The following is a 15,592-nucleotide window of genomic DNA, read 5'->3' as shown; positions in this document are numbered from 1 at the left end:
TGCTTAACATGCTCACTATATCGTACTCGCTCACTTCTTGTCAATACTTTTTGTACTACTGCGTTCGATTAGAGAAATATCAAGTAAGCGGTTCTCTAATTTCTCGGTTGGATTTTGGAGATTTTTTAGTAAAAGTTCTGCGGCAATTTCGCCAATACCATAGACTGGTTGGCGAATGGTTGTAAGTGGCGGGGTCATGTATTCGGAAAGTTCTATATCATCAAACCCGATAACGCTTAGTTCTTTAGGGATGTGAATATTGTTTTCTAATGCTGCGCGGTAAGTCCCCATTGCCATTAGATCATTGGTAGCAAAAATGGCGCTAATATTTTCTTGCAGTAATTTTTGCGAGGCGATATAGCCACCGTGCATCGTTTGGTCTCCGCTCACAATCCAGCCATCTTCTACAGTAAGTTTATAATCTTTCATACAAGCCAAATAACCTTCATAGCGTTCATGTACGTTATAAAAAGATGTATCAGAAATGATGATTCCGATATTCGTATGGCCCAGTTCAATTAAATGTTCGGTTGCCATATAGCCGCCTTTGAAATCATCAATTGCGATATTGCCTTCTTGTCTAGGATTGCGCTGCCGGTCGAGTAAAATATACGGCGACCGCTTCTCTTCCATGCGTTTAATAACACCTGAGAGCAGAATATTAGGGCTGGCGATAATTAAGCCATCGACAGCCCGGTGTAATAATTCTTCTACGTATAAATCTTCTCGTTCTTTATCATTAGAAGAGTTACAGAGCATAATCATATAACCTTCTTTATTTAAGTAATCTTCTGCCCCTTTGACCATTTGGGAAAAAAATGGATCGGTTACTTCTGGGACAATCATTCCAATTGTGTTCGTGTGACTAACAATCATGTTTTTTGCGAAAAAGTTTGGTTTGTAAGACATCTCTTTTGCTGTTTTCAGGACTTTTTCACGGGTTAAATCGCTAAATCGTTCCCCTTTACCATTCAAAATTTGAGAAATCGTCGTAATTGAAACGCCTGTCTTTTCTGCTATTTCGCGGATGGTTGCAGCCATTTAAACTCCCCCAGTCAGATTATCTATTCTCCTTATTTTGCCACATTTAAGAATAATAATAAAGGGGTTTCATCCAAAATTAGTAATTATCTGGTTTAGCTGGTTTTTCGCCGGAAACAATTGCGACACCTGCACTTGCGCCGATACGAGTTGCGCCTGCTTCAATCATTTTTTCCACGTCTTCTTTTGTACGAACTCCGCCAGATGCTTTTACGCCGATGTTCGGTCCTACAGTTTTACGCATTAAAGCAATATCTTCGGCAGTTGCGCCACCTGTGGAGAATCCAGTGGATGTTTTAACGAAGTCTGTTCCCGCTTTTACAGCGATTTCACATGCGCGAACTTTTTCTTCATCTGTTAATAGGCAAGTTTCAATAATTACTTTTACTAATGCTTTCCCTTTGGCAGCATCAACTACAGCGCGAATATCACGTTCTACTAATTCATCGTCTTTGTCTTTTAATGCGCCGATATTAATAACCATATCCACTTCTTTAGCGCCGTTTTCGATGGCATTTTTCACTTCAAAAGCTTTTACTTCTGGTGTATTTGCTCCAAGCGGGAAACCGATAACTGTACATACAACGGATTCTGCTCCTGAAAGCTGTTCAGCGGATAATTTCACCCAAGTTGGATTCACGCATACGGAAGCAAAACCATATTCTCTTGCTTCTTTTGTTAATGTTAAAATTTGTTCTTTCGTTGTGTCTGGTTTTAAAGCAGTGTGATCGATCATTTTGGCAATTGTCATTATAAAAACTCCTTTAAAATTGGATTTGACTTTATCATATCGCACTACAGAACATTTGTAAACTAATTGCTGAAATTTTGTTCAAGTAGTTGTTTTGCTGTATATTGGTCGGTAATAAAATGGTTGGCATAACCGCCACGGAGCGCGCCATGAATTGCTTTTATTTTCCGTTCTCCACCTGCGACAAGAATAGCTGTTTCTTTTTGTTTTAAATCTTGTAAGTCAATGCCGATAGTCCGTTCATTCATTTTTTCGTCAGCAATTTCGCCGTTGATAGTGAAAAATCGAGAACAAATATCGCCAACAGCTTTTTCTTTTAAGCGGATTTTCTCTTCGTCTGAAAAGTATCCTAATCGGAAAAGTAGTGCCTCTTCGCGTACTGTCCCTACTGTGAAAATGGCGATATTAGCTTTTTTGCCGAGTTCGATGATATTTTTTATATGACGGTCAGCTTCCACCATTTGTTTCGCAAGTGGATTATCTAGGACGACGGGGAGCGGGAGCGATACTGGTGCTGTATCATAGGCTGCACCGAAAAGAGCAAGCGTTTCGGCCGCATAGGTATTGACATCTGAATGACTCACGCCGCCTTTTAGCTGGACGACTTTGATTTCAGCTTTCTGTGGTGAAAGTTTTTGGGCAATCTTATACATGGTTGTTCCCCAGCTCACACCAAGAATATCGTCATCATGGATAATTTCTTCTAAATATTCTGCTGCACTTTGGCTAATTTGTTTAGAGATTTCGCTATAGTCATTGGTTTGACTGAAAGCGACGGTTACATTTTTAAGTTGGTATTTTTCCTTTAAAGCCACGGCCAGTTCTGTAAGGTTAGAAAATGGATCTTGGACTTCGATTTTGACGTATCCTTTTAGTTTCGCGTTTTGGAGTAACCTGGAAACAGTTGGTCTAGAAACACCTAGACGTGTGGCAATTTCTTGTTGACCGAGATCGGATTGATAATAAAGTCTCGCAACCTCAATACTCAGTTGTTCTTTTTGTTTATCCATTTCATCCCTCCATCTTTTTCTTTTTAGTATAACGTATGAAGGAGGATAGTTCGAGAGGGAAGATAAAAAAAGACAGCCGCGGCTGTCTTTTTTTCTTAAAAGTCTTCTTCTATTTCTTCAAGCGGCGCGGCATATTCATAAATTCCTAGTCGGCCAGTTTCGGCGACTTGATTCGCTAGTTCTTTTAAAGGTAGCATTTCCCGGCTTAGGAATGCTTCTAATAAAAGAGGTATATTCACACCTGCAACTAGTTCCACTTCATTAAAGTTTTCAAGTAATCGAACGAGGACATTAAACGGGGTTCCGCCTTTTAAATCAGTTAGAAATAAAAGCCCTTCTGATACATCAAGTTTAGCTACCTCATTAACTATTTTCATCTGCAAATTTTCCGCAGATTCATTTACTTCAAAAGGAACAAAACTTGTATTTTCTTGTTTACCGCAAATCATCTCAGCAGATTGAATGAGTTCTTTTGCGGCGTTTCCATGGGTACAAACAAAAATTGCTTTCATTTTCTAAACCGCCTTTTTAATAGTCTAACTGACGATAATATCTTCTGATTTCCATTGGGTGGCAGTTAATTTTTTCCACGTGCACATCGATTCGGTTATTAACTGCGTGGATAATAAATGGCGATAAAGCTCCTCTGAATTTAGCGGAAATGCCTGGCATATCGTAATCTTTTGCATCAATAACTGTATAATTAGCGCAAATTTGTGGAATAAAATCAACCACTCGCTCACTTAAAGAACGCTGGCTATCTTCCGTCACATAAATAGTAACTGGTGTATCGCGTTCTACAATTTCAAACATCCCGTGGAAAAACTCATGCGATTCAATCGATTTCGTTTTAATCCAGTGTTGTTCTTCCCAGTAGCACATTGCGTAAGAATAAGTTGCGCCCCACTGGTTCCCCGCGCCAACAAAATAATGAATGTCATCTTCGTGGTGTTTAAGAGCAAATTCTTGTCCAAATTTATCAGCAGCTTTTTCTACTTCGACAATGCCTTTAGCAAAATGTTGGTCCATTTCTTGATAAAACGCATCGTAATCATCAAATTCACCTGCTAAGTACATAAAACGATCTGCTACCATGAAGAATTTCAATTGCTCGTTTAACGGATATGAAATTAGGTGGTCCACTAAAGTAGCTAGTTCTGCTTCTGCTTTATCAATAAATCCAAAAACAGTCGCGCCAATTTCATTACATTTTTTCACTGCATCAACTACTTCTTGCGTACTTCCTGTTACTGACGAAATGACAACAAGTGTATCTTTCGTAACGCGTTTATTGCCAGTTGTTAAAAATACAGCAGCATTCTCATAAAACGTTTCTAATGCTGTTTTTTCTTTCATATGCACAACAGCTTGCATTGCAGATGCGTAGGTTCCCCCAATGCCAAGCCAGCAAATATTGCTAAATCCTCGGTTATGAATTTGGTCAACTACTTCATTAATTTGCGGGCGTAATTTTAACGCCCCTTCCATATTTTCTCTTACTTTTTGTTCATCAAATTTTAGCACTGCTCATTCCTACTTTCTTTGATTAAATTTTAGATTTAGTTATTTGGTCAAATTCCGGGAAAGCTGATACTTCTAAATTAATGCCTTTTTCCTTAGAAATTTTAAAAGATAATAAGTGAACTGGGATTGTCATAAATAGCGGTGTTAACAGTTCAGCTGTATTTAAGCCGAGTAATAAATCATCCGTACTTTCACCGCCAGTGTTCGCATAAATTGTTCGGATTTTCCCAACATGTCCTTTTAAAAATTGTTTAAGTTTGTCCGCACGATTTTCTAACAAACCATGTGGCTCAATGAAAATGATATAGTCACGGTCGGATAATCCAATGTAAGGGCCATGCATGTATTCCTCTAATTCTTTTCCAAAAGAGGTAATTCGGATGGTTTCCGTTACTTTTGTTTCTCCCTCACGCGCCACGCCATAAGTAGCACCATATCCAATGAAAAAGATTCGTTCCGCTTCCATTAATTCATTAAAATGGGCTTCAATCCATTTTTCTGATTGTGCGATAGCTTTTGGTAAATGAGCGGTGATTTTTTGTAATTCCGCTATTTCCGATTGATAAGTTGTTTCAGTAATTTTTGTTTGCAATAAGGCCATTTCGAGTGCGATTAAATTTAGCATTAAGATCGTGGCGCTGTATCCAAGGGTGACATAAGGCATCTCTTCTATGCCCATTCCAAGGTCAATCGTATGCGTTCCTGCTTTTGCAATTGGGCTTGTCAAATCACTCGTTAATGTAAAAACATTGCCACCCTGACGCTCGATTTCTTCTACAAGATGGATGGTAGAATAACTATGTCCACCTTGTGATATGGCGATATATAATGTGTTTTTGTTTAAATGAAGCATGTAGTTAGCTGCTGTAGACGGTTCTTCTACATAAACCGGTATAGCTAGTTTCGCCGACATATATAACTGTGCCGCAAATGCTGCATTAGAACTTGAGCCTGTTGCAAAAATTACGATAGCTTCATAGTCCGCATGCTTCATTTGAATGATGTTTTGTAAAAGTTCCTTCCGATTTTGGATAATATTTTCATAAACATCTTGTTCTGACCGGATATAGTAATCCATATTTTTCATTTTTTCACCTACTTATTTTAATAAACCTGTAAATGCTCCTAAAATACCAATACCAGCAATTAAAAGCAGAATCCAATGCGCTTTTAGACCTTTTTTATCTAACCAAAAGATAAAGAAAGTGAAGCCGAGTGCGAGTATGCCAGGAACAATACCATCAAAAACGCTTTGGATTGTAACAGCCTCGTCGCCAGAACCAAATTTCATTGGCATATTAATTGTTACCATCGTGGCGACCATAGCTCCCACTACACCAAGACCTATAATAGAAGCGCCGTATGACAGTTTATCCATCAAACCAGTCTTTTGAATTTTTTCAATAAAATTAGCTCCAATGTTATAACCGATGAATAATCCATAATAACGTGTCAGAATAGCTGGAATATTGAAAATAAGAAGGAACAAAATTGGTCCTAGAATATTACCTTGAAGCGCAAGTGAGGTCCCAATACCTGTTGCAATTACGCGTAAAGTGCCCCAAAAGAACGAATCACCAATTCCGCTTAACGGTCCCATTAAAGCTACTTTTATATTATTGATAGAATCAGTGTCAAAATCATTATCTTTCGCTGATTGTTCTTCCATCGCAATCGAAATCCCGAGTGGAAAAGTGGAAAGCCAAGGTGTTACATTATAAAATTCTAAATGTCTTTGATAAGAAGAAATTCGTTTGTCTTTATCATTTTTAAAAATTTTATTTAAAGCTGGTAACATGGAAAAGCCGTAACCTAAGTTGGATTGCCGTTCATAGTTCCATGACCATTCCATTGTGAACGAACGCCAGAAAACTTTCATTAAGTCTTTTTTTGTTAATACATCAGAATTCTTCATCTTCATAGTTAATACCTCCATCATTCGCAAGTGCTGGCTCTGTATTATTGTTCGTTGGTCCATTGTCATTTTTTAGAGTTGCATAACCTGTTAAAATTAGTGCTAAACAAGCTCCGAAAATCGCTACTCCAGTTACAGGTACTTTCAAGTAAACGGCTAAAGCAAAGCCAAATACGAAAAATACTGCATTCTTCTTGTTGACCATTAATTTTAGTAGCAAAGCAAAACCGTATGCTGGTAGTAAACCTGTTGCGATACCTAGACCGGCTATAACAAAGGCTGGAATGGCATCAAGTACGTTTTGAATCACTGGACTTCCAACTAAATAGGACGTTGCAACAATGATACCGATTGGTAAGTTAATTGATAAAAACCCACCTAGTAATTGCATTCGGCTAATCCCTCTTGAATTTCCCTCGAGTGCGTATTTATCTGCTTTATGAACAAAGTATGGTAGTACGAAAATAAAGCATAGATTTTTTACGACAAGTACTAAAGAGGCGATTGGAATACCAAGTGCTAATGCTACGGCTGTACTTTCACCAGTTGCAATTGCAAAGGCAGTTCCTAAAATACTTCCTGAAATAATTTCTGGTGGAATGGATGCACCGATAGAAAACGATCCTACAAAAGCTAATTCCAAAGTTGCCCCCATAATAATTCCCATTTGTACATCGCCCATGATGAGGCCGGCGAGCGTACAAGTTACAAGTGGTCTTGATAGCATCGATGAACCAAATAAATATTCTCCATTTGCAAGCATTGCTGCAAGTGCAAGCAAAATCGCTGTTCCAAACTGTTCCATAATTTATCCCTTCTTTCGTCTTTTATGCTTCAAAGGTTACTTTTTTCTCATTTGGCACTTGTTGCATAAACACATCAATTTTTTCTTTTTGAAGCTCTGTTAGTTTTTCTACTTCTTCAGGGGTTAAATTGACTGCTTTCGAATAATTAGATGTCCCTTCTCGTTGTTTAGTTCCGCCGAGATTTAGCATTGGGATTTTTCCGTTTGTACCGCGAATTAGTTTGTAAGCGTCTTCAACAGACTCCACGACAATAAGTAAATTATACTTATCAGTCACTCCTGAATTAATTGAGTCAATACTTTCAGCGATACTTTTCATTACTAGTTTTGCGGCCTCGGGTTTAGCTAAACGGATTGCCGACTTGCGAAAATCGTCCGCTGCTACCCCATCATTTGCTACTAAAATTGTATTTACATCTAAAGCATTGAACCAAGATACCGCAACTTGCCCATGTAGTAAACGATGGTCTACTCTTAGAAATTGAATCATTTTTTCTTCCTCCTTATTGTTAGTTAAAATCAACTACATATTTGGTTGACTCAGCATCTTCATAATGATATTGGATGGCAATTGGCATGTCATTTTCCGCATAAAAAACGCTGCTTAATTTAAAAACAGGATCATTTTCATTTAAATGCATATTTTTGATTTGCTCATTCCCAGCTAAAATAAGTTGAAGTTCCTGCTCAAGCTCAAATAATTTATATTTACCTGAATTAACAAGCTCTATAATATTAATAATTTGAAAATCCTTCGCTTGTAAATCAGGGTATAAACTTAGTGGTAAAATTAAGCGATCTAGTGTGACACCGTGCTCGCTTTTTTGTACAAACTTAATGGAGTAAACTAGCTCATTTTCTTTCATTCCGAATATTTCTGCGTAAAATTTCCCAGCTTTACGAATGTAAAAATCTTTAATGTCTTTCTTTAAATTTTCATTGGTATCATTTTTCATAACACCTGTCATTTCTAAAATATTTTGTGCGGTTAATTTTGGTTGCACGTAAAGTCCTACTCCATTTTTACGCACGACGAGACCTTCCTCCACTAATAAATCTACCGCGCGACGGATTGTGGTTCGGCTACTGGAATAAATTTCTTGCAGCGCAGTTTCGTTTGGCATAAGCATTCCCGTTTTATATTCATCACGATTAATACTATCTTTTATTTTCGAAGCAATTACTTCAAATAATGGTTTTTTAGCTGCCATGTTCACTCGTCCTCCAAGTAATCAAATATATTTTTCGCATTAATTTTGTATTTGATTTGATTACCGATTAGATATTGTTTGCTGTACTCAAACGGTTCATCATTTTGGTCAAATGCTTTACTCACAACTTCAAAAAGCGGGGTGTTTAGGGGTACCTTCAAAGCTTCTGCCAGTTTTTCGTTCGCGGATACAAAACGTAATTCTTCGCGCCCATAAGCTGGTTTGATACCAAATTTTTCTTCTAAAATGCTGTAGAGTGAGGAATTATTTAAATCAATTTTCTCAATTCCAGAAAATCTAGCGCTGTCTACAAATGAAATCTCATAAGAAAACGGCTTTTCTGCAACGATTCTTCGCCGAACTAGTTTAAATACAGGCTTATCTTCATCAAGTGTCAAAAAGCGATTTACTTTATCTACCCCTTCAACTATTTCTTGGGATAATACCTCGACTCTTTGCTCGCCAGGGAGTTGACTACTCATGGAATTCATTTTCAAAATGTTGATTGTTTGCTTTTGGTTAATTTCGATGCCTTTACGGTTTCTTTTTTGGATTACTGCTTCTTTTTCGAGCGTATCGAGTGATCTTCTAAGTGTGGTTCGGCTGACACCTAGTTCATTCTCAAGGGCTCGTTCTGATGGGAAGCTTGTTTCTCCTACTGCTACTTTTTCTTGAATAAGCTGTCTTAATTGTTCTTCACTTTGCACAGCTGGCGATAAGTCCTTATACTCCATGTCTCCACCTCTTATTTTAAAATCGTCTATAACATTTAAGTTTATAAAAGATACAGCTTTAACTATTTTTAATACCACTTCATTGTAAACGGTTGCAAATTATTTGTCAATAGCCTTTTCCATAAAAAAAAGCACGAGTTAGTTTTTTCTAACTCATGCTCCATATTTTTATTTACTTGTAGGGAGGGCGCCAACGACTGGATGCGGGATATATAGTTCTTCTAAATAATTAACTTCCGCTTCCGTTAATTTAATATCTAGCGCTCCAATTGCGCTTTCCAAATGACTTTCTTTTTGAGCACCGATAATTGGTGAAGTGATTTCATCTTTATTTAACAACCACGCTAAAGCAATTTTATCTCGGGATACTTCATGTTTTAGAGCAAGTTCAGCTACGCGTTCAATAATTCCTTTATCCGAATTCATCATGCCGTCGTATTTAGATTTTTGAATTGGGTCTGTTTCTGAACGATTAGTTGTTTCTGCAAAATCCCGCGTTAACCGACCTGATGCTAGTGGACTGTAAGGTGTAATCGCGATTTTTTCATCCCGGCAAAATGGAATCATTTCTCGTTCTTCTTCTCGGTATATCATGTTGTAATGGTTCTGCATGGAAACGAATTTTGTCCACCCATTTCTTTCTGCGACGCGTTGTGCTTTTTGGAACTGCCAAGCGTACATCGCACTTGCGCCGATATAGCGCGCTTTACCCGCCTTAACGACATCATGTAAAGCTTCCATTGTTTCCTCGATTGGGGTATTTTCATCAAAGCGGTGAATGATATATAAATCAACATAATCTGTTTCTAAGCGTTTTAAACTATGGTCAATTTCACTTAAAATTGTTTTTCTAGATAAACCGCCACTATTCGGACGATTAGGGCGCATCGTTTGGTGTACTTTTGTGGCTAAGACAATATCATCTCGGTTAGCATAATCTTTGAGTGCTCGGCCAACAATTTTTTCACTTTCGCCGTAAGAATAAATATTTGCAGTATCAAAGAAGTTAATGCCCAGATCAAGCGCTTTTTTTATAATTGGACGGCTATTCGCTTCATCCAAAACCCATTTGTGGATCCATTTATCTTTGTCGCCAAAGCCCATTGTTCCTAAACAAATTTTCGAAACATCCATCCCAGTATTGCCAAATTTCACATATTCCATTGAAAACCCTCCTAGTTAATTTCTAGTACTATTACAGCATATACCTTGAAGCTCACTCCAAGTCAACCTTTAACTAAAAAAATCTCCCGGAAAGTCCGAGAGATTTTTTGCTTTTTAATAAAATTGGTCTGGTAGTAATGTTTCACCAAGTTTGATGTTGTCGCGGTAATCAATTGGAATATCTACAACGACTGGACCTTCTGTTTCAAGCGCTTCTTTTAATACGTCGCTAAGTTCTGATGGTTTAGTTACACGAAGTCCTTTTGCACCGAAGCTTTCGGCGAATTTAACAATATCGACGTCGCCAAAACGAACAGCTGCTTCTTTGCCATATTTCATTTTTTGTTGGAAAGCGACCATGTCATAGCTTCCGTCATTCCACACAAGATGCACTAACGGGGCACGTAAACGGACAGCTGTTTCTAATTCCATCGCTGAAAATAGGAAGCCACCATCGCCTGAAATAGATACGACTTTTTCGCCTGGATGCACAAGTGTAGCTGCAATCCCCCAAGGAAGAGCGACACCAAGCGTTTGCATACCATTACTAAATAATAAACGGCGTGGTTCATAAGAACGGAAGTGACGCGCCATCCAAATGTAGTGCGAGCCAACATCGACTGTCACAGTTACATTATCATCAATCGCCGAACGAAGCGTTTGAATGACAGATAACGGATGCACCCGATTTGTTTCATCACTTTCTGGTGGTACATCTCTTTCTTCTAATTGCGCATGAAGTTCTTTTAAAGTTTCAAGTTCTTTATCAGCTAATTCCAAACCACTAAATTTCGCATTAACACGATCTAATGTAAGAGCAATGTTTCCGACTAATTCGGTCACTGGTTGGTAATAATGGTCAATATCAGCACGGATGTCATCTAAATGTACAATCGTTCTATCGCCTGATGCATTCCAAGCTTTCGGATCGTATTCAATTGGATCATAACCTACCGTAATAACTAAATCGGCTTTATTTAGCAAAATATCACCTGGTTGATTGCGGAAGAGACCGACACGTCCAAAGAAGTTATCTTCTAAATCACGTGAAATTACTCCTGCCGCTTGGAAAGTTTCTACTACTGGGATACTTGTTTTTTGCAGTAAACGACGAATGGCGCCTGTTACTTCTGGGCTTGAGGCACGCATTCCTAATAACAATACTGGTAATTTCGCTTTTTTCAAACGAGCAACTAATTTAGCGACTTGTTCTTTAGAAGCTGGTCCATTTTCTGGTTTAGCAAGTGGACGAATTGCTTTTACAGGTACGTTTGGTTCGTTCACAATATCTTGTGGTAAACTTACGAAAGCCGCGCCTTGGTTCGGTTCTGCCGCTGAACGAAATGCGTTAGTGATTGCTTCTGGAATACTTTCAGCGTGAACTACTTCTTCGCTATATTTTGTAATCGGACGGAAAAGTGCAGCGTTATCCATCGATTGGTGGGTTCTTTTTAGACGATCTTGTCTAGTTACGTTCCCCGCAATCGCGACTACAGGATCCCCTTCTGCTGTTGCGGTTACAAGTCCTGTTGCAAGGTTCGAAGCTCCAGGTCCACTAGTTACAAGCACAACACCAGGTTTACCAGTTAAACGACCGATAGCTGCAGCCATAAAAGCAGCATTTTGCTCATGACGACTAACGATTAATTCTGGCCCGCGCTCTTCCATTACATCGAAAACTTTATCAATTTTCGCACCCGGAATACCGAAAACATGCGTCACTCCTTGATTAATTAAACTATCAACAACTAAGTCTGCCCCTGATTTACCTTTTGTTTGGTCTTTTTCATGCTTTTCCATCTTTATCATCCTTTTGTTATATAAATTATTTATATTTAAGTAGTACAGATTATAATAAAATCTCATTCACAAGACTAATTATACTACTCAAAAGAATTATTGCAAGATTACTGACTCAAAAACTGTTATATAATTACATAAAAACTGTTATATAAAAAAAGAAAGAACTTAGTCAAACTAAGTCCTTTCCGTTTCTTATTCTTGTGTGGCGCGGTATTCGTCGTATTGTTTTTGCATTTCTTTCATTACTTTTTTCATACCTGCATCATTTAATTTAGCTTTGAATTTCTCGGTGTATTCTACTGGATCGACTGTTCCGGTTAGAAGCGCTGGAGCAAATTCATTACAAACATTTGTAATTGAAGCGATTTCTGTTCTTACTTTTGATGAGTCAAAATAGAAACCTAAGCCCGGTGATGCTACTGATTTTTTATTAAATGTTTTAAATTGATCCCATTTATCGGCTGGTTCATCTTCATATAATTTAAGGATAAAGTGATTTCCTAGTGCATAAGTTGGCATGCTATAACGTTCCACACGTGCTGGTAAATCTTGAATTTTGCCATCATCTAACTCTTTATAATGGGTGCCTTCAATTCCTTTATCAACCAAATTGCGTAAATATTCATCTGTGTTTAGTAAATCAAGGAATTTCACTGCTTCTTCAGGATGTTGACTTGTCACGGATACAGCTTGAATTGCGCCTGTGACTGAGTTATTTTTAATGATTGGTGTTTCGGCAATTGGTTGTGTGACTACTTTATATTTACCGCCTGTATTTTTATCCCAAATGTTTTCTGCGTATGGTTGGTATTTCTCAATACGCACAAACCAGTTTTCTTTATCGTAAGACCATGGATCAGTTGAAGTGGCAATATCTTTAGTAACATAACCTTTTTGGTAGAAGCTATGAAGCGATTTTAAGGTTTCTAATGTATCTGGTTGTTCATAGAAGTTAACGATTTTACCAGTATCTTCGTATTGATTCACAGCAAATGGAAGTGGCACAGCGTTATCGATTAAATAATCATATGAAAATGCTGGCTTAAAGTCTTTATTCCCGCCAATTGGTGTGATGCCAGGTTCGTTTTCTTTAATTGTTTTTAGCATTGGTTCTAAATCGCTGAAGTTTTTTACTTTCGATATATCCATTTTATATTTATCTACTAGATTTTTATTGAAAACATAGACTTGTTGTTCGCCGACTTCTTTGTTGGAAGGTACACCGTAAATATTGCCGTCAATCGTTGCTCCTTCCCAAAGAACTTCATTTAATTCAGCTTTCATTTTCTTGCCTTCTTTATCTAGGTATTTATTTAGTGGCAAGAATGCACCTTTTTGCGAATAAGAAACGAATTCTCCTGCTGCTGAATAGGCAATATCAAAGTTTTCTCCGGAGTTAATAACTGTTTGCATCCGTTTGCCGTAGTCGCCCCAGTCAATTTGTGTCATTTCTACTTTGACCCCAATTTTTTCTTCAGTATATTTATTTACTTCTTTCATTACTTCTTCCGTGTCTTTTTGTGGTGTCCCAATCATGTACCATTTCAGTGTCGGAACCTCATTTGCATCTGCTTTTTCATCGCTTCCGCACGCACCTAAAACTAGTAGCAAGCAAAGTGACGCGATGATTACTCCCCATTTCTTTTTCATTAAATTCCCTCCATCTTTTTATTCTTTTACGCCGCCAATTGTGAGTCCACTAATGAAGTATTTTTGGAAAAACGGATAGGTAATCGCGATTGGTAAAGTTGAAATAACAACCATCGCCATTTTTGCCCCGTCTTGAGGAATGGACTTAAATGCGCCGGCAGTATAAGCAATTTCTGAGTTTTGCCGCATAAATTCTAAATTGTTTTCAATTTTCATAAGCAGAGATTGTAATGGAACTAAATTTGGATTATCAATATAAAGTGATGCTTGGAACCAGTCATTCCAGTAACCGAGCGTAGAGAAAAGCGCGATTGTCGCAAGTCCTGGTAAGGAAAGTGGCACAACCATTTGTAAAAAGATCCTTAGTTCCCCTGCGCCCTCAATCCGCGCCGCTTCAAGGATTGGTTCCGGAATCGACCGTAAGAAAAATGTACGCATAATCATAATGTAAAAAGCATTCATTGCCAGTGGTAAAATCATTGCCCAAATACTATTTCGTAAGTGCAAGAATTGTGTCATAACGATATATGCTGGCACCATCCCGCCACTAAATAGCATCGTGAAGAAGGCAATAAATGTAAATTGACGGCGATACTTAAATTGTGGTCTGGATATTGCATAAGAATAAAGAGCAATCATTGCAACACTACACACAGTACCTATAACTGTAACTACAATCGTGATGCCGTATGATTGTAAAAGCTGACCTTTCATCTTCCATAAATATTCGTACGCTTCCATGCTCCACTCTTTCGGTATTAGTTGAAAGCCATTTGCCGCCAGAGATGTTTCACTCGAAAAAGAAATAACAATAATATATAAAAATGGAAAAATACAAATGAGCGCTAAGAAAGCGAGCATAACATTCATCGCCACATTCATCTTTTTGCCAAAACCGATAATATCTTTTGCCGGCTTGTTTTTTACTGGTTTTTCCATTTCGCCTCGCACTTGTTCTATTTCACTCACTGCTTCAAGCTGTTCTGCCAAAGCGACTCGCCTCCTTTTTTAAAATAAGCCATATTCTGGGTTTATTTTTTTCACGATGTAGTTAGTGAGTAACACTAGAATAAAGCCGACAATCGACTGATAGAAACCAGCTGCCGCACTCATACTCATATCACCGAGCGACGTTAAGCCTCGGTATACATATGTATCAATAACATCCGTCACCGGATAAAGTGGCCCTGAATTTCGAGGTAATTGATAAAATAACCCGAAATCCGAATTAAAAATCTTCCCGACATTCAAAATCGTTAAAATAACCATCAGTGGTGTTAGTGCTGGAATCGTTACATGTCTAATTTGTTGCCATTTGCCAGCGCCGTCAATCATCGCGGCCTCGTAGTAAGTTCGGTCAATTCCGGCAATTGCAGCAAGGTAGACAATACTTCCATAACCAAGCCCTTTCCAGACATTCATCATGATTAAAATAAACGGCCAATACTTCGGATCGTTATACCATGAAACAGGATCTTGCCCGAATGCAAGTAAAATATTGTTCATCAGTCCGCTATCTTCACTTAAAAAGCTAAATAAGAAATAACTCACAACAACCCATGATAAGAAATGCGGGAAAAGCATTCCTGTTTGATAAATTTTTGCTCCTCGTTTATTTAGTAAGCTGTTAAAGACAATCGCAAGTGCCACGCCAAGAAACAGCCCAACGATAATAAATACTAAATTATAAAGGACGGTGTTTCGGGTAATAATAAAAGCGTCGTTTGTTTGGAATAGGAATTTAAAATTTTCAAGCCCCACCCAGTCGCTGTTCATAATACTGGATAAAAATCCTTTCCCATCAATCTTGTAATCTTTGAACGCAATAACTGTACCAAACATTGGTAAGTATGAGAAAACCAGAAACCATAGAAGGCCCGGAAGTACCATTAATAGCCAAATCCGATTAGCTCGAATTTGTGATAAAACTTTTTTCAATCCATCCACCCCTCTTTTTTGTAAGTGCTTTCAACATCTTTAGTTT

At 38.0% G+C, this 15,592-nt stretch carries 16 protein-coding genes; all 16 read right to left on the bottom strand.

Annotated features, from left to right (window positions below; all coding sequences use genetic code 11):
* Positions 1 to 30: 30 nt before the first annotated feature.
* The 16 genes from AC4PG0_RS08835 to AC4PG0_RS08760 all read right to left on the bottom strand — a co-directional run bounded on the left by AC4PG0_RS08835 (position 31) and on the right by AC4PG0_RS08760 (position 15,546).
* A complete protein-coding gene (locus AC4PG0_RS08835; RefSeq protein ID WP_003769520.1) occupies positions 31 to 1,041 on the bottom strand; it encodes a substrate-binding domain-containing protein in 1,011 nt (336 codons plus the stop codon).
* A 79-nt stretch (positions 1,042 to 1,120) separates the two neighbouring features.
* A complete protein-coding gene (deoC, locus tag AC4PG0_RS08830) occupies positions 1,121 to 1,792 on the bottom strand; it encodes a deoxyribose-phosphate aldolase (RefSeq protein WP_003763218.1) in 672 nt (223 codons plus the stop codon).
* 62 nt (positions 1,793 to 1,854) lie between these two features.
* Positions 1,855 to 2,802 (bottom strand): DNA-binding transcriptional repressor DeoR, encoded by a 948-nt coding sequence (gene deoR, locus AC4PG0_RS08825; protein WP_033532884.1) that lies wholly within the window; start codon positions 2,800 to 2,802, stop codon positions 1,855 to 1,857.
* A 95-nt stretch (positions 2,803 to 2,897) separates the two neighbouring features.
* Positions 2,898 to 3,314 carry a PTS sugar transporter subunit IIA gene (locus AC4PG0_RS08820; protein ID WP_003769526.1) on the bottom strand — a complete coding sequence of 139 codons (417 nt, stop codon included), beginning with the start codon at positions 3,312 to 3,314 and terminating at the stop codon, positions 2,898 to 2,900.
* A 16-nt stretch (positions 3,315 to 3,330) separates the two neighbouring features.
* Complete coding sequence (locus AC4PG0_RS08815; RefSeq protein ID WP_045552899.1) at positions 3,331 to 4,326, bottom strand: SIS domain-containing protein; 996 nt, start codon at positions 4,324 to 4,326, stop codon at positions 3,331 to 3,333.
* A gap of 22 nt (positions 4,327 to 4,348) precedes the next feature.
* Positions 4,349 to 5,413 carry an SIS domain-containing protein gene (locus AC4PG0_RS08810; protein WP_112119948.1) on the bottom strand — a complete coding sequence of 355 codons (1,065 nt, stop codon included), beginning with the start codon at positions 5,411 to 5,413 and terminating at the stop codon, positions 4,349 to 4,351.
* A gap of 12 nt (positions 5,414 to 5,425) precedes the next feature.
* A complete protein-coding gene (locus AC4PG0_RS08805) occupies positions 5,426 to 6,247 on the bottom strand; it encodes a PTS system mannose/fructose/sorbose family transporter subunit IID (protein WP_010991755.1) in 822 nt (273 codons plus the stop codon).
* Positions 6,228 to 7,046, bottom strand: a complete 819-nt coding sequence (locus AC4PG0_RS08800) for a PTS mannose/fructose/sorbose/N-acetylgalactosamine transporter subunit IIC (protein ID WP_010991756.1) — start codon at positions 7,044 to 7,046, stop codon at positions 6,228 to 6,230. The genes AC4PG0_RS08805 and AC4PG0_RS08800 overlap by 20 nt, the downstream gene beginning before the upstream one ends.
* Before the next feature lie 22 nt (positions 7,047 to 7,068).
* Complete coding sequence (locus AC4PG0_RS08795) at positions 7,069 to 7,536, bottom strand: PTS sugar transporter subunit IIB (RefSeq protein ID WP_010991757.1); 468 nt, start codon at positions 7,534 to 7,536, stop codon at positions 7,069 to 7,071.
* 19 nt (positions 7,537 to 7,555) lie between these two features.
* Positions 7,556 to 8,257 carry a GntR family transcriptional regulator gene (locus AC4PG0_RS08790; protein ID WP_185540747.1) on the bottom strand — a complete coding sequence of 234 codons (702 nt, stop codon included), beginning with the start codon at positions 8,255 to 8,257 and terminating at the stop codon, positions 7,556 to 7,558.
* A 2-nt stretch (positions 8,258 to 8,259) separates the two neighbouring features.
* Positions 8,260 to 8,991: a GntR family transcriptional regulator gene (locus AC4PG0_RS08785; RefSeq protein WP_492167626.1), complete on the bottom strand. Its 732-nt coding sequence runs from the start codon at positions 8,989 to 8,991 to the stop codon at positions 8,260 to 8,262.
* 168 nt (positions 8,992 to 9,159) lie between these two features.
* Positions 9,160 to 10,155 (bottom strand): aldo/keto reductase, encoded by a 996-nt coding sequence (locus AC4PG0_RS08780; protein ID WP_492167625.1) that lies wholly within the window; start codon positions 10,153 to 10,155, stop codon positions 9,160 to 9,162.
* 114 nt (positions 10,156 to 10,269) lie between these two features.
* Positions 10,270 to 11,964, bottom strand: coding sequence for an acetolactate synthase AlsS (gene alsS, locus AC4PG0_RS08775; RefSeq protein WP_003769540.1), 1,695 nt, complete (start codon positions 11,962 to 11,964; stop codon positions 10,270 to 10,272).
* Between the two features lie 186 nt (positions 11,965 to 12,150).
* Positions 12,151 to 13,608, bottom strand: a complete 1,458-nt coding sequence (locus AC4PG0_RS08770; RefSeq protein ID WP_185543450.1) for an ABC transporter substrate-binding protein — start codon at positions 13,606 to 13,608, stop codon at positions 12,151 to 12,153.
* Between the two features lie 18 nt (positions 13,609 to 13,626).
* A complete protein-coding gene (locus AC4PG0_RS08765; protein WP_492167624.1) occupies positions 13,627 to 14,598 on the bottom strand; it encodes a carbohydrate ABC transporter permease in 972 nt (323 codons plus the stop codon).
* 18 nt (positions 14,599 to 14,616) lie between these two features.
* The gene (locus AC4PG0_RS08760) at positions 14,617 to 15,546 is read right to left on the bottom strand and encodes an ABC transporter permease (protein ID WP_010991761.1); all 930 of its coding nucleotides are present in this window, start codon (positions 15,544 to 15,546) and stop codon (positions 14,617 to 14,619) included.
* Positions 15,547 to 15,592: the final 46 nt, after the last annotated feature.

It is taken from the genome of Listeria sp. MAN/IMW/UF464, from assembly GCF_058683955.1.
Note: the sequence above shows the minus strand (reverse complement) of the source record. Positions and strands in the feature narration are given on the sequence as shown.